A 16,700-nucleotide genomic window follows, 5' to 3' on the forward strand; every position below is an offset into this window, starting at 1 on the left:
CCACCCTTGGGCGTCAATTGCATCACACCTACAAAATCGCGCGGCAAATGCCCGATGCAACCATGGCGTTTCTAGCGTTTTCCTGCTTTATCTCCGCAACCTGTGAATCACATGAGAAACTTCCCCTATGACGCGCATTTTTTCGATTTTGCTGGCTGCAACCTTTTCTCTCCTGATCTTTCTAGAGAGCGCCGCCCTCGCACAGTCACCTGACGATGTCGTCTGGGTTCAGATCGAGGCACAACCACGGCTTTCCGAAGCCACTGCCCGCGCCCGCGTTTACGCCGAACAGGTAGAGGATGTGAACGGGTTTTCACTGGGTGGCGGCTGGTACGCGATTGCAGTGGGCCCCTACCGCCGTGCGGACGCCGAGCAGGTCTTGCGGCAATATGTGCGCAGTGGCATCGTGCCGCGTGACAGTTTCATCCAGCTTTCAAGCAGCTTTCGCCAGCAGTTCTGGCCAGTGGGCGCAAATGTACTGAACCGCGATGTCGCACAGGCACCGGACGCACCAGCCGTTCCACAAGAACCCGATGCACCGGACAGCGCATCCGCACCCGCCGAAGCGCCCCAACCAACAGTTGCTCAGACACCGGCGATCCCCGTTCAGGAACCCATCGATGAAACCCTATCCGAAGCGCGCCGCAGTGAGCGTCGGCTGAATGGGCAGGAACGCAAGGATTTGCAGATCGCGCTGAAATGGGCCGGGCACTATAACGCAGCTATCGACGGCTCTTTCGGGCGCGGCACGCGCAATTCAATGGCCGCGTGGCAGGATGCAAATAACTTTGAAACAACCGGTGTTCTGACGACCCTGCAACGGGCAACGCTGTTGAAACAGTATAATGCCGTGCTTGACGGATTGGGCCTGAACCTTGTGCGCGATGTGCAGGCAGGAATCGAAATGGTGATGCCAACAGCACAAGTTGCTTTTGCCAGATACGAGGCCCCTTTTGCCCAGTATGACAGCACCGGCGACATTGGCGCGCGGGTTTTGCTGATATCACAGGCCGGCGACCAGAACACCTTGTTCGGTTTGTACGACATCATGCAAACCCTTGAAATCGTACCACTGAACGGGCCGCGTGAACGCCGCAAATCGTCATTCACGCTGGTGGGGGAAAACGACCGGATCATCAGCGAAACACGTGCCAGCCTGAAAGACGGTCAGGTCAAGGGTTTCACCCTGATCTGGCCTGCTGGGGACGAGGCGCGTCGCAGCCGTGTGATGGCCGAACTCGACAAAAGCTTTACCCGCCTGCCCGGTGTTCTTGATCCGGCTGCTGGCGGCGACGCCGAACAGGCCATTGATCTGGTGTCAGGCTTGCAGGTGCGTCAGGCGAAACTGGCCCGCTCGGGCTTTTTCATTGACCGCAGCGGCACGGTGGTAACCACAGCTGAAGCCGTGCGTTCTTGTGGGCGCTTGACGGTGGATGGTGACACCGATGCCGATGTGCTGGCACAGGACGACACCAACGGTATCGCGTTCCTGAAGCCGCGCGGCGACCTTGCCCCGCTGGCGGTTGCCGCCTTTGATCTGGGCACCCCGCGCCTGCAGTCGGAAGTCTCTGTTGCTGGCTATTCCTACGAAGGTGTGCTGTCCGCCGCGACTCTGACCTTTGGCAAACTGGCAGACGTGCGCGGCTTGTCCGGCGAAGAACACCTGAACCGTCTGGCGCTCAAGGCACAGGCCGGCGATGCCGGTGGTCCGGTGTTTGACGCAAGCGGCAATGTTGTGGGGATGTTGTTGCCCCGACCGTCCGGTGCGCAGGAATTGCCGGAAGATGTCAGCTTTGCACTGGCCGGCGGCACTGTTGCGGCTCTTGCTGCGCAAGCAGGTGTAGAACTGACGGCCTCGGAGCGCACCGACAGCATCGCCCCGCGTGACTTGCGACTGGCCGCGCAGGGCATGACCGTATTGGTCAGCTGCTGGGAATGATGAAAAAGGGTAAGACTTTTGTGCAGGTCTTGCCCTTTTTCCTTTGGCGCGGAGCTTTTCAGAACACCGCGCCAGACGGATTTTTTTGAAAAATCCGGACCGTTTTCTTTAAAAGAAAACGCCTATCCCAGAATGGCAGGCGTCAGATAAATCAGTGTCGGCCCGTCCGCTGCAAAGGCATCGGAAACCGCCTCTTGCATCTGCGCCAAATCCCCCGGTGCCACAGCCCGCGCGCCAAAGGCCTCGGCCAGCTTCACAAAATCCGGATTGCGCGCCACCACAGCATTTGGCGCAATCTGGGCGCGCACCATGCTGTCCTCGATCTCACCCAGCTTGCCATTGTCCCACAGAATGATCGGCAGGCTCAGCCCCAGCTCAACCGCCACACCCAGCTCTTGCATGGTGTAGTGAAACCCATAATCCCCGATAATCGCCAGGGTCGGCTTGCCCTGACGTGCAACCGCCCCGCCAATCGCCGCCGGCGTGGCGTATCCCAAAGTGCCAAAGCCATAGGGATGGTGCCAATGCCCGGGGCGGTCCATATCCCAAACTTCTTTGGCCACATAAGCAAACTGCGTCATGTCGGAATAGATCATCGTGTCCGCAGGTACCGCCGCGCGCAGGGCGTCACAAACCGGCACAATACCGGGGCGTTCGGCGTCTGTTTCGGCACGCCAGCGGGCACGGGTCGCCGCGACCTCCTCCGCCTTCCAGCCGCTTTGGCGGGTGCCGTCTTGTGGCAGTTCGGCGGCCAATGCGCTTAGGAAAGCACCGGCTTCGGCCTGCATCGGATGGCTGGCCCGTTGCGGATCGGAGAGAACTTCGGGATCAAGATCAATGCGTACCAGATCGCCAGTATGTCCCAGATGGGACCGCCAGATGTCGACCTCGGCGAATTCAGTTCCGATGGCGATGACCAGATCAGCCTTGCCCAGAACCGTGGCGCTTTCTCCGCGGGCAAGACAGGCACCGTAATTCAACGGGTCGTCCCCCGCGATGATGCCCCGCCCCGCATAGCTGCTCATGCTGGCCGCGCCGCAGGCCGACACCACCGCACGTGCAGCCTCACTTGCCTGTGCCGCGCCACCGCCAAAGACAAACAGCGGCATTTGCGCCTGCCCCAGCATCGTGACCAACTGCGCAACGTCCTGTGCCCGATACCCTGTTGCTACCACCGGTGACAGCTTGGCCGGTGCCGGCGATGCCACGGCTTCCAACTGTGCAATCGGGACCTGAATGTGCTTTGAGCGGGGCCGCGCACTGATGAATTCAGCAAAGGCGCGATCGACCAACCCGTAAGCCGCATCCGCGCTGACGGCGACCTCAGACCAGTCACAGACCGTTGCAGCCGCCGCCTGCTGATCCTTCATCTGGTGCAACTGGCCACGCCGCGCCGCCACCTCGTCCAGACAGGATGACATCACCAGCATCGGCACGCTATCGGAATAGGCCTGCCCCATAGGTGTCATAATGTTACACACCCCCGGACCGGTGATCACATAGGCCACCCCCGGCTTGCCACTCGCACGGGCATAGCCATCGGCCATAAAGCCTGCACCTTGTTCATGGCGCGCCAGAACATGGGCGATGCCCGCCTCTTCAATGCCGCGATACATCTCTTGGTTATGCACACCGGGAATGCCGAAAATCACATCAACGCCGCGCTCTTTCAACATATGAGAAATCTGCGCACCCAGTGGTTTGGCCCCATTGGCAAGTTTTGTTTCGGGCATCACGCTCTCCAGAATTTAACAGTTAAGATGACATAGACCGCCAGCAGTTCCAGCCGGCCAATCAACATTGCAATGGTCAGAATCCATTTTGCGGTATCGTTGAGGCTGGCAAAGTTTCCAGCTGGGCCAATAATCGGGCCCAATCCCGGACCAATATTCGCCAAGGCTGCCGCCGCGCCCGAGACCGAAGTGATGAAATCAAGCCCTGTCAGGCTCAGCGCAACGGCAACCAACCCCAGCGTCACGATGAAGAACATAAAGAACGACATCACCGAGGACAGAACATCCGGCCCCACGGGGCGCCCGTCATAGCGCGGCGTGAAAATGCCGTGCGGCGAACGGATACGGCGCAACTGGGCACGGATCGAGGCAAACAGAAGCTGGTAGCGGAAAATCTTGATCGAACAGGCGGTAGAACCCGCACAACCACCGATCAGGCCAATGAAGAAAAACAGGGTTACCGCAAAGCCGCCCCATTGCATGTAATCAACGCTGGCATATCCGGTGCCGGAAATGATCGAGGTGATATTGAACAGCGCCTCGCGAAAGTTCTTTTCCCATGAGTTCGGAAACAGCTGATGCAAAACGAAGATCGTGATCCCCACAAGAATAAGCAGGGTAAAGATAAACCCGCGCACTTGCGGATCACGGTGCAAGGCCATGGTATTGCCGTTCAACAGCTGCACGTAGCGCACGAACGGCAGAGCCGCGAGGATCATAAAGACTGATGCGACGTATTCGGCGTTGCCCGAAAACGCGCCGAAAGAAGCATCGTAATTGGCAAACCCGCCAGTAGCGATGGTGGTCAACGCATGTACCGTAGCGTCAAAGATGCTCAGCCCCACTGAGACGTAGCCCAGCACACAGGCCAGCGTCAGCCAAAGGTAGATGACCGAAATCTGGGTGGCGATCTGACCGGCGCGGGGAAGGATTTTACCAAAGGTGTCAAACCCTTCAGACTTAAAAATCTGCATACCGCCCACCTTGAGTTCCGGCAGGAACACCATGGCGACAACAATAATACCAACCCCGCCGAGCCATTGCAGGATGCCGCGCCACAACAACAGCCCCTTGGGCAGCGTTTCCAGCCCGCTCAGCACCGTAGATCCGGTGGTGGTCAGGCCTGACATTGCCTCAAAGAACGCATCGGTGAACCCCGAGCCGGTGGCCCCCAGAATAAAGGGCAAGGCACCAAACAGCGGCAACATCAGCCACACGCCCGTGGTAAGCAAAAACGTCTGCTGGATGGTCAGCCCCTCGCGCACGCCATTGGCGCAGGCCAGCGCGAGCATACCTCCGGCCAGGGTTGTGATCAGGGCGGATTCAGCAAAGACACGCCAATGCCCACGGCCCTCGGCCACATCCACCAGCATCGGCAACAGCATGGCCACGCCCAGCACAGCCACCAGCAGGCCAACAACATATCCGACAGGGCGTAAATCTAACATGGCCGCAGCGTTGGCGCGGGGCCACAGCAGTGTCAAGCGGTCACCGGTTATTCAAACGAAAACGGCCTGCCCAACACCCGTATTATGGGGTCGGAACAGGCCATTTATCAGACTGTGCTGGGAAGCCGCAGTTCAGAGATAGTACAGGTCGCGGAAGACGAAATGCACGATATCGTCGCGCTTGATACCCATCTTATCCAGCTCCGCGTCGGATTTTGCCTGCAACATGTGAACCTGATCCACCCGGCGCTGACCAGTGGAGGACATTGCCATTTTGTTCACAACGTTCTCGATCTTCAGACCAAGACGGATAAAGAAGTTCCGGGTTGCGGTGATCTCATTGTTGAGAACGGCGGATGCATCAGTGCTTGTGGATGCGAAATCTTGGTAAGCCATAATAGGTGCCTCATGACGGAATGTTTATCGTTACACGTCCGTCTAGGCACTTGCTGCACCGCAGAATAGAGACAATACTGCATAGCCGGTTGGCAAAAAACGCATGCCGCATTGCGGCATAAATTTGGCACACCTCTTACGGACCTGCCGTTCAGCCGACGTGAAACAGCGTATTGAAGAGTTTTGGGTCAATACTCTGCATCTCAAAGGTCGGGCCCTCTGTCAGCACCGAAATCGCATCATGGCTGTGCAGGCTTTCCTGATGGCTGGCAATAACGCGGAAATCGCCGACCCTTGGCTCTGCCAACAGCTGTTCGCAGAACAAACGCGCGGCATCCTCGACAAAAATCGGGTTGGCAGCGTTCAATTCGGCAAAGGCCTGTTCGTCCTCGCGTTTGACCATCACCTGAGTCTCAGTGGGCACGGCACGACGGCAGGCGTCGATCAGATCTTCAAACCACAGGCAATCGCCATCACAGTTGATCACTGCGGAAACCCGCGCCACCGAGCGCTGCGAATGCGGCGTGGCCAGTTGCCCGCGGGTTGAACGGGCATGTTCGGACAACTCCAGCGAACAGGGACAGGTGCTGGAATAGACATAATCAAGGTGGATCATTTTCTGGCGCACACCGTCTTTCTCGACCAGTTCCAGTGCCACATCATAATATTGATAACCTGACAGGCCGGACCGCAACGATTCAATCTTCATCGGAAAGCTGAACCGCATTTGTATCCGTGCATCCATGCTGTCCAGATCGGCCTTGTAATCATCCAGCGCCGCCTCGATCACTTCAAAGCTGAAGGTGCGTTCGGCATGTTTGTAGAAACTGCGCATGATCCGGGACATGTTAATGCCCTTCTTATCCGCCTCAAGGCTGACCGAACCGGTTACCGAGGTTTCAAGGACCAAGTCGCCTGCATCCCGGGTCCGGAACCCGATGGGCAGGCGAAAGTTGGAAATACCCACATGCTGGATCTGTTGCTGCGCACCGCGGATCAGGCTGGACGGGCCGTTCTGCAAATCTGGCAAGGTGGCATGGTAGTTATCACCGACTGCGAAATCTTCAGGGTAGCTGCGGTTAAACTCGGGATACCCGCCTGTCTGCGACAACAACCGCGCCACCGCTGGGTCAAGTGCTTCGATCTCTGCCTTGGTAGCTTGTTCGGCCCACGCCCTGAGGGTGGCAAGCGCCTGTTCGGCCTGCGCGCGTTCTGGTGCCTTGTCGACAGACGTTATCACATTCATCAGCTGGGCCCCTTCTGGCGTCTGCCCTATACTTAGGGTGTCCTGCCATGATTACAAACAACGATGTAACTTAGACCGGCAAACGGGGGGCATGCCCCCCGCGAAACCGGCATAATCAGGTCGAAAGCGCCGCGATAAAGTCAGCGGTCAGATCGCCCGCATCCTCAAGGCCGACCGAAATACGCACCAAGCCAGGGGTAATGCCAAGCGCGTCCTTCTGATCCTGCGGCAGCCGTTGGTGGGTGGTAAAGGCCGGCGGGGTAAGGATGGTTTTGGCATCACCAAGGTTGTTAGAGATAATGCCGATCTTGCAGGCATTCAGGAAGCGATAGGCCGCTTCCTTGCCGCCTTTCACCTCAATCGCCAGCATTGTGCCGCCCGCCCCCATCTGCGCCATCGCAAGCGCATGTTGCGGATGATCCGGCAAACCAGGATAGGTTACTTTGCTTAGCGCCGGATGGCCTTGGAGCTTTTGGGCGATTTCCAACGCGGATGTGGTTTGCGCCTTGACGCGCAAGGCCATGGTTTCCAACCCCTTCAACATAATCCACGCGGTGAATGGGCTCATTGAGCCGCCAGTGTGTTTCATGAAAGGTTCAACCGTCTTGCGGATCAATTCGCGGCTGCCAATGATCACGCCTCCCAGCGCCCGCCCCTGCCCGTCTATGTGTTTGGTGGCAGAATAGATCACCAGATCAACACCTTGGGCAATAGCATTGGAATAGACCGGTGTGGCAAAAACATTATCGCAGACAACCAATGCACCATTGGCCCGGGCCAGTGCCGAAACAGCTTCGATATCCACCAGTTCCAACGTGGGATTCGACAGCGATTCAAAGAACACAGCCCGCGTGTCGGGACGAATTGCCGCCTCCCACTGGGCCATATCCCCACCATCAACAAGGGTGACCTCGACCCCGAAACGGGGCAGGATTTCCTCAACAATGTACAGACAAGACCCGAACAATGCCCGCGCCGACACCAGATGGTCGCCCGCCTTGAGGATCGACATCAGCGCCCCGTTGACAGCCGCCATGCCCGATGCGGTGGCAAAGGCATCCTCGGCCCCTTCCAGAGACGCGATCCGGTCTTCGAACATTGCGACCGTTGGATTGCCGTACCGCGCGTAAATAAATTCATCCGGCCCGGCGCTTTCAAAACGCGCTTCGGCCTGTTCGGCGCTGTCATAGACAAACCCCTGCGTCATATAGATCGCTTCGGACACTTCGCCGTATTGGCTGCGCCGGGTGCCCGTATGTACAGCGCGGGTGCTTTTGTGCCAAGTGTTTTGGGTGTCGTCGCTCATCAAATCATCCTTCCGGCCCGCTCAGGCGGGCAATAAAAAACCCCAGACGCGGCCAAGCGAAAGGGGGCTTTCATCCTGACCTTTTAGCAGATTATTTTACGTGGCCCGCAATCCGGTAACAAATCACCACATCGTGTGGCATACGCCCGTCACCGGGTTTCGTCAATCCGCCACCTTTAAGCTCAGCCGTGATTTAAGCGCCATCATTCAGCCGCAAAGACGTACCCTGTTTGCAGATGACACAAAGACAAGGAGAGCAGGTGTTTTCTTTCAAAGAAAACAGCCGGAAGCTTTCAAAGCCTCCGGCCTGGGGTGTTCAAATCAGACCGGTTACTCCGTCTCATCCAACTCGGTAAACCGCTCTAGCGCGACGATCTGCGTCCAGAGGAAAACAAACATCAGCACCGGAAAGCCAAAGGTTTCAATCTTGACCCAGGCGTCTGTCGACATCGTGCGCCAGACCAGTTCATTCGCAATTGCCAGCGCGACAAAAAACACGGTCAACCGGCGCGTTAACACCATCCAGCCTTCCTGTTTCATTGGAATCATCTCTGACATGACATAGGCCAGATAGCTTTGTCCGCGCAGCAAACCGATTGACAGGATCGCCGCGAAGAACCCGTAAACAATGGTGGTCTTCATTTTGAAAAACCGTTCATCATTGAACCACGCGGTCAGCCCGCCAAAGAAAATCACCATGAAGGCAGTGAAAATCTGCATTCGGCTCAACTGTCCGGTCAAGACCCACAAGACCCCCATCGCCACCAGCAGGATCGGCACGAACACCAATGTCGCCACGATAAACCCGGAATATTCGGTGCCGCCAAGTTCAAACACATCATCGCGAATGCGCAGGTAGATTACGAAGAACAACAGCGGCGGTCCCAGCTCAAGCACCTGTTTCAGGATCGGATTTATGGTTTTGGGTTGCCCCATTTGGTTCTCCTTTTGCGCCATCGCACGGGCATTCAACACCGATGCCCACTGCCGCATTGTTCCGTCACCGGCGCGCCCGGATAGCGGGCGGCGCTTTGCAAACGTATTACCCGCCCATCTCAACTATCACAGCGCCTGCCGCGATCAATGCCATCAAGGCAATGCGACGTGGCCCCACGGTCTCTTTCAGGAATACCACACCGATGACAGCCGCAAATACCGTCGAGGTTTCGCGCAGAACGGCCGCTTCGCCCACCTTGTCCAGCCGCGTCGCCATCATGATTGCCCCAAAACTGAGGAAGGCGATAATGCCACCGGCCAGCCCACGCGTCATCAAAGGCCCCAACGCGGGCGGGTTGTCCATCCGCATCCACCGTCGGGCGGCAACAAAGGGCATCACAAAACCATCAATCATGAAAAACCACGCAAGAAAGGTGAACGGGTTTTGCGTTGCGCGAATGCCGTACGCGTCAAATGTAGTATAAAGTGCCACAAACAGCCCCGTCAGCACGGCGATCCCAAGGGCCGCGTTCAGCGTCTCGCGCTCGGCGACCAGATTGCGCATGTTATAGAGCGCCAGCCCGAAAATACCGGCCAACAGCACCCCCACCCCAAGCCATTGCAGCAGCGTGAACCGCTCGTCAAAAATCAGATAAGCCCCGATGACCGCGAATAGTGGCCCTGTGCCACGTACCACCGGGTAGACCACCGTATAGGCCCCTTTGGTATAGGCCCAGGCCTGCAAACACTTATAAATAATGTGGATAACAAAGACGCCGGCAAAGATTGCCCACATATGCGGTTCAGGCCATGGCACCACAAAAAAGGCAAAGGGCGCGGCCATCATGCAATAGGAGAAATCAATTGCACCGCGCGTAAGCCAGGGGTCATGTCGCCCTTTTTGCAGGGCCCCGAAAACCGCGTGAAGGATGGCCGCCATGATGGCAAGGAACAACGCAACAGTATGCCCCGTCGCGGTCCCCTCGATAGAGATCAGCCAGTCGGTCATTGCGCCCTGTTCAACGCTCGTGCCCGATCAGCGCATCAGCAAACTCTTGCGGATCAAACGGGGACAGATCGTCTATTTGTTCCCCCACTCCGATCGCGTGGATCGGCAGGCCGAACTTATCTGCAAGCGCCACCAGAACACCGCCCTTGGCGGTGCCGTCCAACTTGGTCATCACCAACCCGGATACGTCGGAAATCTCTTGAAAAACCTTCACTTGGCTCACCGCGTTCTGCCCCGTGGTCGCATCCAGCACCAGCAAGGTGTTATGCGGGGCGGTCTCGTCCTTTTTACGGATCACACGCACGATTTTGGCCAGCTCTTCCATCAGATCACTGCGGTTTTGCAAACGGCCGGCGGTGTCGATCAACAGCAGGTCCGCACCTTCGGCCTCGGCCTGTGCCATGGCGTCAAAAGCAAGGCTTGCAGGGTCCGATCCCTGTGCTGCGGTCAGCACCGGCACGCCGGCGCGTTCCCCCCAGACTTGCAATTGTTCAACTGCAGCCGCACGAAACGTATCCCCCGCCGCAATCACCACAGACTTGCCCGCCGCCTTGAACTGGCTGGCCAGTTTACCGATGGTTGTCGTCTTGCCAGAGCCGTTGACCCCCACCACCAGAACCACTTGCGGGGTCTTGGGGTAAAGCGGTAAGGGCCGCGCCACCGGTTCCATGATCCGCGCAATTTCATCCGCCATCAGCGCCTTGATTTCCCCCACGGACAGCTTTTTGCCAAAGCGTCCCTCGGCCATATTGGCCGTCACGCGCAGGGCCGTATCCACCCCCATATCGGCACTGATCAACAACTCTTCGAGCTGTTCCAACATGTCGTCATCAAGCACCCGGCGCACCACGGTCTTGGGTGCCGCACGCCCCATCAGACGCCCTAAAAGACCGGGTTTCGCAGCCGGCGCTGACGTCGCCTCTTCCAGATCGGGGGCCACTGGAGTCAGCGTGGTTTTCAACGTTTCAGGGGCGGCTGGCGCAGGCGGCGCGGGCGGTTCGGCGGCCTGTTGTGCTGCTTCTTGCGCTTCTTTTTGTGCAATTTCTGCCTGACGCGCAGCCTCGGCTGCTGCTGCCGTTTCGCGCATCTGCGCCGCTTCCGCTTGGCTGGCCGCCTCACGTTCTGCGGCCTGCGCGGCGGCATCTGCCGCGTCACGGACCGCCTGTGCCTCGGCTGCGCGGGCGGCTTTTTCATCAGCTGCGGTCTGCGCCGCCAAACGTGCAGCTTTTTCTTGCGCCGCCCTTTGCGCCTGCGCCTCGGCTTCTTTTGCCGCCTGCGCTTCAGCAGCGACCTGTGCTTCAGCCTCAGCCGCTACCGCAGCTTCCTGCGCTTCTATCTCTGCTGCGCTGTCCTGGGTTTCGCCCTCTCCGACAATGGCCTCTAGCCCCTCGTCAATCTTGGACGAGGACTTGAACATACGGTCTTTTAATTTCTTGAAAAACGCCAAGGAGGGTCTCCGCACCAGTTTCGATCAGACTTACCCCCTCTGTCGCGGGGATGGAAGTGTACCTGTTTGAATTGACATAGGCGCGAGGGACCCGCAACAACACCCCATGCAGATCAAACTTGCCCTTGTTGCCCTGTTATTGACCGCCCCCTGCGCCGACACGGCACAAGCAGAGCCCGGGCGCATGTGTTCCTCGCAAAAATGGGGACATGCCCACTGCATCCGTCCAGCACATTTTGTCTATGACACCTGCAATGCGATCAAGGTCTTTTCAAAACGCCACGGATTGGACCGTGGCTTTTTCGCGCGGTTGATCTGGCAGGAAAGCAGGTTTGATCCCAATGCGTTATCCCACGCAAATGCCCGTGGCATTGCCCAGTTTATCCCCTCGACCGCAAAACTGCGCGGGCTGAACGACCCCTATAATCCGGCGAATGCCCTAGAGCATTCTGCACAATATCTCGCTGAAATGTTAAGAAAATACGGAAACGAAGGCATGGCGGCGATCGGCTATAACGGCGGGGAACGCCGCGCCGAAGGGTTTCTGGCGGGCAAAGGGCTGGCCCCGGAAACCGTCAACTATGTGCCGATCATTACCGGCCTGCCCGCCGAAGACTGGCGCGATGGAAAACCCAAAGCGCACGACATGCGCCTGTCCAAAACACAAGACTTCCTGCCTGCCTGTTATGCAATGGCCAAAAACCGCCGGATCACCCCGCTGGCAAAGCCGAAACCGCCAGCCCCAAAGATCAAACCCTGGGGGGTGCAGGTCGGTTTTGCCCAATCGAAGAAAGCCGCCCGCGCCGCGGCGCGGTTCAGGACCGCGGCCTGCCGTGGCGTTCTCGGGCGTGAAAAGCCCGAACTGATTTACAAACCACACCGGGTTGCGCGCAACAAAGGATATTTTTTCGCGCAGTTTGGCCGTAACACCAAGGACAGCGCGCGCCAGCTGTGCAAAGCCATGCGCCGCCAAGGGTGCCGCTGTCGCGTGATGGAAAACTAAGCGGTCAGCGGGGACCGGAATTTTTCAAAAATTCCGGCCGATTTCTTTGAAAGAAACCGATCCCCTCCTAAACCTCATCAGCAAAGTGTTTCATCACCATGCGGATCGGATTTGGTGCCGCCTGCCCCAAACCGCAGATCGAGGCATCAACCATCGCCGTGGACAATTCTTCCAGCAATCCGGTATCCCAGCGCTCTGCCTGCATCAGCTTGACCGCTTTTTCACACCCAACCCGGCAGGGGGTACATTGCCCACAGCTTTCATCCTCAAAGAACCGCAGCATATTCAGCGCTGCCGCCCGTGCGGAATCCTCTTCGGACAACACCACAACCGCCGCCGATCCAATGAAAGTGCCGTGGGGCTGAAGCGTGTCGAAATCCAGCGGAATGTCATTCATGCTTGCGGGCAACAGACCCGAAGACGGCCCGCCTGGCTGATAGGCCTTGAACACCTGCCCCTCGGCTATGCCCCCCGCCGCCGCAATGACATCGGTGATCGTCGATCCCGCCGCCAGCAGATAAACCCCCGGCTGTGCCACACGTCCAGAGACGGAATAAGATCGCAGCCCCTTGCGCCCGTTCAGCTCGGTCCCGGACAGAACTTCCGGCCCTTCACGGTAAATCCGTGTCACCCAATGCAGGGTCTCAACGTTATGAACCAACGTTGGCTGGCCAAAAACCCCGACCTGCGCCACAAAAGGCGGCCGGTGACGCGGCATGCCCCGCTTGCCCTCGATGCTTTCGATCATCGCGGATTCCTCGCCACAGATATAGGCCCCGGCCCCACGGCGCAGATCAATAAATCCGGCCTCGACAATGCCCGCAGCTTCCAGTGCGGCAATCTCGGTCGCCAGAATATCCAGCACCGCCGGATATTCGTCGCGCATATAGATGAATACTTTTTCCGCTTCCACGGCCCATGCGGCAATCAACATGCCCTCAAGGAACAGATGCGGCACGCGCTCAAGATAATAGCGGTCCTTGAATGTGCCCGGCTCGCCCTCGTCCCCGTTCACGGCCATATAACGCGGGCCGGCATTGGCACGCACAAACCCCCATTTCTTACCAGATGGGAAACCCGCGCCGCCCAAACCGCGCAATCCTGATGCCAGCACGGTCTCCTGCACCTCTTCCCAATTGCCGGATGCACGCAGCTCTTTCAACTTGCCATAGCCGCCCTCGGCGACATAGGCGTCGAACCCTTCATAGGCTGGCACATGCACGTGGGTATCATCCGCCGCAATCGCCGCCTCAACCTTCTCTACCGTTGCATGGTCGATATGATTATGCCCGATCTCCAGCACCGGTGCCGTATCACAACGCCCCATGCAGGGCGCGCGTAAGACACGCACGTCACTGGCATCAAGCCCGTCTTCCAATGCCGCTTTCAGCGCTTGCGCCCCAGCCAGCTCGCAGGACAGAGAATCACAAACTCGGATCGTCAAGGCCGGTGGCGGCACCTCGCCTTCTTTCACGACATCGAAATGCGCGTAAAAACTGGCCACCTCATAGACTTCGGCCATCGACATCCGCATCTCTTCGGCCAAAGCGCGTAAATGCGCTGCGGATAGACAACCATAGGCATCCTGTATCAGATGCAGAAACTCGATCAGCAAATCCGCGCGGCGCGGTTGGTCTCCCAACAGGGCTCGCACCTCTTCCCATGGACCGTCCAGCAACTGTCGACCCTTGGTATGACGCCGACCTTTCCCCTTGCCCGACTTCCAAACGCCCTTTTCTGGGCCTTTGCCTGCGGCCTTGTCGTGCTGATCCAGCGCCATTTCCTGTCCCTCCATCCAGTATTGCGCCCTTTCTAGCAAAAACACGCCGCACACTACGATCCGAAAACGACAATTCCCTTGTCCTTTGCGCGTTCGGCATGTTTCTACAGGTATCACAATTCTCCTGTGACGCGCCCGGTTTCGCCAATAAGAAACAGCCAGCATAGGCCGCGACATGACTTAACGCGGCAAAACTCCACCTGAACCTCTGGTCGTTGCACCGGTTTTCTGCCAGTCTCGCACTATGAAAAAACACGCGCTGCTGCTCATATTGCTGACCACCCCGCTTGCTGCACAGGATCTCCTCACCCCTGAAGAGTTCGATGCCTATACCAAAGGTAAAACCCTGTTCTACGGCAAATCCGGTCAGGCTTATGGTGCTGAAATCTACTACGAAAACCGCCGTGTCGAGTGGTCCTTTCTGGATGGGGATTGCAAGGAAGGTGAATGGTACGACGCCAACGGGTTGATCTGTTTTGTCTATGAAAACAATCCCGATCCGCAATGCTGGAGCTTCAGTAAAGGTGCCAACGGCTTGATCGCCAGATTCGAAAACCGCCCCGACACCACCGAACTATACGAAGCCAATGAAGGGGATCAGAAAATGCTCTGCCTCGGCCCTAAGGTCGGAGTCTGAGAGCCGCGCCAGCCGCCTCTTCCTCCTCTTTTTGGCCTTATATACTGTCCTCACCCTCGACCGGACGCCGTCAGCTGCGTTCAATCCCCTGACAGCCCTCTTCGCCGAATTGCCCAAGCGGCCAAGCTGTTACAACAGCGTTCCCTGCTCCGGTGCTTCCGGTGTTCCCTTCTTACGCGCAGGGGCCGGTTTCTGACCGACCTTGACCCGCCCGTCGGCAAATTCAATCTCCAGCTCAACGGCTTTTCGCACCGCTTTGGAATCCGTCACCACGGCCCCGTCGCCCCGTACCACCGCATACCCCCGCGCCAGCGTGGCTTTGTAACTCATCGTTTCGCGCAACCGCTCAAGCCCGGCCAACCGCTGCCGCCAGCCCATTGTCTGCCGCACGCCAGCATCGGACAGGCGCTGCGCCAATTTCTCGAATACCTCGGCCTTGACCGCCCGGTCGCGTGCAAGGGCCTCGGGCCGGAACCCCTTGGCGCGGCTTTCGAAACGGTCGCGCTTGGCCGCGACACCACGCCCCAGAGCCGGCCCCAACCGAACGGCCAGCGCATCCAGACGCCGCCGGTCATTTGCCAGCCGCTGGCGCAGGGTTGCAGAACGCAACGACCCTGACACATCCGCCAGACGCACCCGACGACGCTGTACACCGGCAATCAACGCGGGGCCAAGTTGCTCGCCCGCACGATCCATCCGCTGGCGCGGACCATCCAACAAAGTTTCCGCACGCGGCAAAGCCCGCGCCATATCGCGCAAACGCTGCCCCCGCGCGCTCAACCCGTTGCTCAGCAATTGCCCCATACGCGCGGATTGCCCTTCCAACCATGCCACCAGTTCATGGCGCACCGGCACAGCAAGTTCCGCAGCCGCGGTTGGCGTCGGCGCGCGCTTGTCGGAGACAAAATCAATCAATGTCGTGTCGGTCTCATGCCCCACAGCAGAAATCAGCGGGATGGCACTTGCCGCTGCGGCCCGCGCCACAACTTCCTCGTTAAACCCCCACAGATCCTCGACCGACCCGCCGCCTCGTGCCACGATCAACAGGTCAGGACGGGGCATGGCCCCGCCAGGCGTCATCGCATTAAACCCGTCAATGGCACGGGCCACTTCAGGCGCGCATTTTGCCCCCTGCACTGCCACAGGCCAGATCAACACCTTGCGCGGGAATCGGTCCCGCAGCCTGTGAAGAATATCGCGGATCACAGCGCCAGAGGGCGAGGTCACCACCCCGATGACCTCCGGCAGATAGGGAAGAGGCCGCTTGCGGGCAGGATCGAACAAGCCTTCCGCCGCCAGCATCTTTTTGCGCTTTTCCAGCAGCGCCATCAGTGCGCCCATACCGGCGGGTTTAATATCTTCAATGACGATCTGATACTTTGACTGCCCGCCAAAGGTGGTGATCCGCCCGGTGGCAATCACTTCCATCCCCTCTTCAGGCTGGGTCTCAAGCCGGGCAGAAACACCCTTCCAAATCACCCCGGAGATCACCGATTTATCGTCTTTCAGGTCCAGATAGATATGCCCCGAGCGTGGCCGGCTGACGCGCCCGACTTCACCCTTGATGCGCACATGTGAAAATTCGCCCTCGATCACCCGTTTGATCGCACCCGACAGTTCGGTAACCGAAAACTCCGGGCTGTTCTGCCCCGGTGCCACCTCGTCAGGTGTATCGTCAAACATGTCCATCAAATCGCCTCGCCTTTAACCCGCACCGCCCATACCTTGCCACGGCTTTGCCGCCCTCGGGACATTGGCGATATAGTTCGGTTCATTCAAAAGGCCAGACGTTTTAGATTGCCTTGCCCCTTGCCGCCCCA

Annotated in this window: 13 protein-coding genes and 1 riboswitch; of the genes, 3 read left to right on the forward strand and 10 right to left on the reverse strand. The window is 58.4% G+C overall.

All coding sequences use genetic code 11. The features are described 5' to 3' along the window. Positions 1–127 precede the first annotated feature (127 nt). Positions 128–1,939 carry a serine protease gene (locus HKX44_RS06910; RefSeq protein WP_276150541.1) on the forward strand — a complete coding sequence of 604 codons (1,812 nt, stop codon included), beginning with the start codon at positions 128–130 and terminating at the stop codon, positions 1,937–1,939. 122 nt (positions 1,940–2,061) lie between these two features. Here HKX44_RS06910 and HKX44_RS06915 read toward each other — a convergent pair whose 3' ends face one another. The 8 genes from HKX44_RS06915 to ftsY form a co-directional block, all read right to left on the reverse strand. Further along, positions 2,062–3,672 carry a thiamine pyrophosphate-binding protein gene (locus tag HKX44_RS06915; protein WP_276150542.1) on the reverse strand — a complete coding sequence of 537 codons (1,611 nt, stop codon included), beginning with the start codon at positions 3,670–3,672 and terminating at the stop codon, positions 2,062–2,064. Beyond that, positions 3,672–5,120 carry a TrkH family potassium uptake protein gene (locus tag HKX44_RS06920; RefSeq protein ID WP_276150543.1) on the reverse strand — a complete coding sequence of 483 codons (1,449 nt, stop codon included), beginning with the start codon at positions 5,118–5,120 and terminating at the stop codon, positions 3,672–3,674. Before HKX44_RS06920 ends, HKX44_RS06915 begins: the two co-directional genes overlap by 1 nt. A gap of 132 nt (positions 5,121–5,252) precedes the next feature. Beyond that, positions 5,253–5,516, reverse strand: coding sequence for a hypothetical protein (locus HKX44_RS06925; RefSeq protein WP_276150544.1), 264 nt, complete (start codon positions 5,514–5,516; stop codon positions 5,253–5,255). A 151-nt stretch (positions 5,517–5,667) separates the two neighbouring features. Next, a complete protein-coding gene (folE2, locus tag HKX44_RS06930) occupies positions 5,668–6,762 on the reverse strand; it encodes a GTP cyclohydrolase FolE2 (protein WP_276150545.1) in 1,095 nt (364 codons plus the stop codon). 115 nt (positions 6,763–6,877) lie between these two features. Continuing rightward, positions 6,878–8,068: an O-succinylhomoserine sulfhydrylase gene (metZ, locus tag HKX44_RS06935; protein ID WP_276150546.1), complete on the reverse strand. Its 1,191-nt coding sequence runs from the start codon at positions 8,066–8,068 to the stop codon at positions 6,878–6,880. A gap of 63 nt (positions 8,069–8,131) precedes the next feature. Continuing rightward, a riboswitch (SAM riboswitch) is annotated at positions 8,132–8,208 on the reverse strand. 190 nt (positions 8,209–8,398) lie between these two features. Beyond that, a complete protein-coding gene (locus HKX44_RS06940; protein ID WP_276150827.1) occupies positions 8,399–9,004 on the reverse strand; it encodes an inner membrane-spanning protein YciB in 606 nt (201 codons plus the stop codon). A gap of 106 nt (positions 9,005–9,110) precedes the next feature. Next, on the reverse strand, positions 9,111–10,013 hold the full coding sequence (locus tag HKX44_RS06945) for a DMT family transporter (protein ID WP_276150547.1): 903 nt from the start codon (positions 10,011–10,013) through the stop codon (positions 9,111–9,113). 10 nt (positions 10,014–10,023) lie between these two features. Continuing rightward, complete coding sequence (ftsY, locus tag HKX44_RS06950) at positions 10,024–11,460, reverse strand: signal recognition particle-docking protein FtsY (protein ID WP_276150548.1); 1,437 nt, start codon at positions 11,458–11,460, stop codon at positions 10,024–10,026. A 106-nt stretch (positions 11,461–11,566) separates the two neighbouring features. Between ftsY and HKX44_RS06955 the strand changes: the two genes are divergently transcribed. Beyond that, on the forward strand, positions 11,567–12,463 hold the full coding sequence (locus HKX44_RS06955) for a lytic transglycosylase domain-containing protein (RefSeq protein WP_276150549.1): 897 nt from the start codon (positions 11,567–11,569) through the stop codon (positions 12,461–12,463). A gap of 67 nt (positions 12,464–12,530) precedes the next feature. Here HKX44_RS06955 and HKX44_RS06960 read toward each other — a convergent pair whose 3' ends face one another. Then, the gene (locus HKX44_RS06960) at positions 12,531–14,243 is read right to left on the reverse strand and encodes an NAD(P)H-dependent oxidoreductase subunit E (RefSeq protein ID WP_276150828.1); all 1,713 of its coding nucleotides are present in this window, start codon (positions 14,241–14,243) and stop codon (positions 12,531–12,533) included. A 244-nt stretch (positions 14,244–14,487) separates the two neighbouring features. Here HKX44_RS06960 and HKX44_RS06965 point away from each other — a divergent pair, with 244 nt between their 5' ends. Beyond that, positions 14,488–14,880: a hypothetical protein gene (locus HKX44_RS06965; protein WP_276150550.1), complete on the forward strand. Its 393-nt coding sequence runs from the start codon at positions 14,488–14,490 to the stop codon at positions 14,878–14,880. 129 nt (positions 14,881–15,009) lie between these two features. Here the strand turns inward: HKX44_RS06965 and xseA are convergent, their stop codons facing one another. Continuing rightward, positions 15,010–16,569 (reverse strand): exodeoxyribonuclease VII large subunit, encoded by a 1,560-nt coding sequence (gene xseA / locus HKX44_RS06970; protein WP_276150551.1) that lies wholly within the window; start codon positions 16,567–16,569, stop codon positions 15,010–15,012. Positions 16,570–16,700: the final 131 nt, after the last annotated feature.

Origin of the sequence: Sulfitobacter sp. M05 (genome assembly GCF_029285175.1) — a bacterium.
Taxonomy (GTDB): domain Bacteria; phylum Pseudomonadota; class Alphaproteobacteria; order Rhodobacterales; family Rhodobacteraceae; genus Sulfitobacter.

Excerpts from the sequence above, each read along its gene's own strand:
- HKX44_RS06910 (WP_276150541.1), top strand. The coding sequence starts at position 128 with ATGACGCGCATTTTTTCGATTTTGCTGGCTGCAACCTTTTCTCTCCTG.
- HKX44_RS06915 (WP_276150542.1), bottom strand. The coding sequence starts at position 3,672 with ATGCCCGAAACAAAACTTGCCAATGGGGCCAAACCACTGGGTGCGCAG.
- HKX44_RS06920 (WP_276150543.1), bottom strand. The coding sequence starts at position 5,120 with ATGTTAGATTTACGCCCTGTCGGATATGTTGTTGGCCTGCTGGTGGCT.
- HKX44_RS06925 (WP_276150544.1), bottom strand. The coding sequence starts at position 5,516 with ATGGCTTACCAAGATTTCGCATCCACAAGCACTGATGCATCCGCCGTT.
- folE2 (WP_276150545.1), bottom strand. The coding sequence starts at position 6,762 with ATGAATGTGATAACGTCTGTCGACAAGGCACCAGAACGCGCGCAGGCC.
- metZ (WP_276150546.1), bottom strand. The coding sequence starts at position 8,068 with ATGAGCGACGACACCCAAAACACTTGGCACAAAAGCACCCGCGCTGTA.
- HKX44_RS06940 (WP_276150827.1), bottom strand. The coding sequence starts at position 9,004 with ATGGGGCAACCCAAAACCATAAATCCGATCCTGAAACAGGTGCTTGAG.
- HKX44_RS06945 (WP_276150547.1), bottom strand. The coding sequence starts at position 10,013 with ATGACCGACTGGCTGATCTCTATCGAGGGGACCGCGACGGGGCATACT.
- HKX44_RS06955 (WP_276150549.1), top strand. The coding sequence starts at position 11,567 with ATGCAGATCAAACTTGCCCTTGTTGCCCTGTTATTGACCGCCCCCTGC.
- HKX44_RS06960 (WP_276150828.1), bottom strand. The coding sequence starts at position 14,243 with ATGGCGCTGGATCAGCACGACAAGGCCGCAGGCAAAGGCCCAGAAAAG.
- HKX44_RS06965 (WP_276150550.1), top strand. The coding sequence starts at position 14,488 with ATGAAAAAACACGCGCTGCTGCTCATATTGCTGACCACCCCGCTTGCT.
- xseA (WP_276150551.1), bottom strand. The coding sequence starts at position 16,569 with ATGGACATGTTTGACGATACACCTGACGAGGTGGCACCGGGGCAGAAC.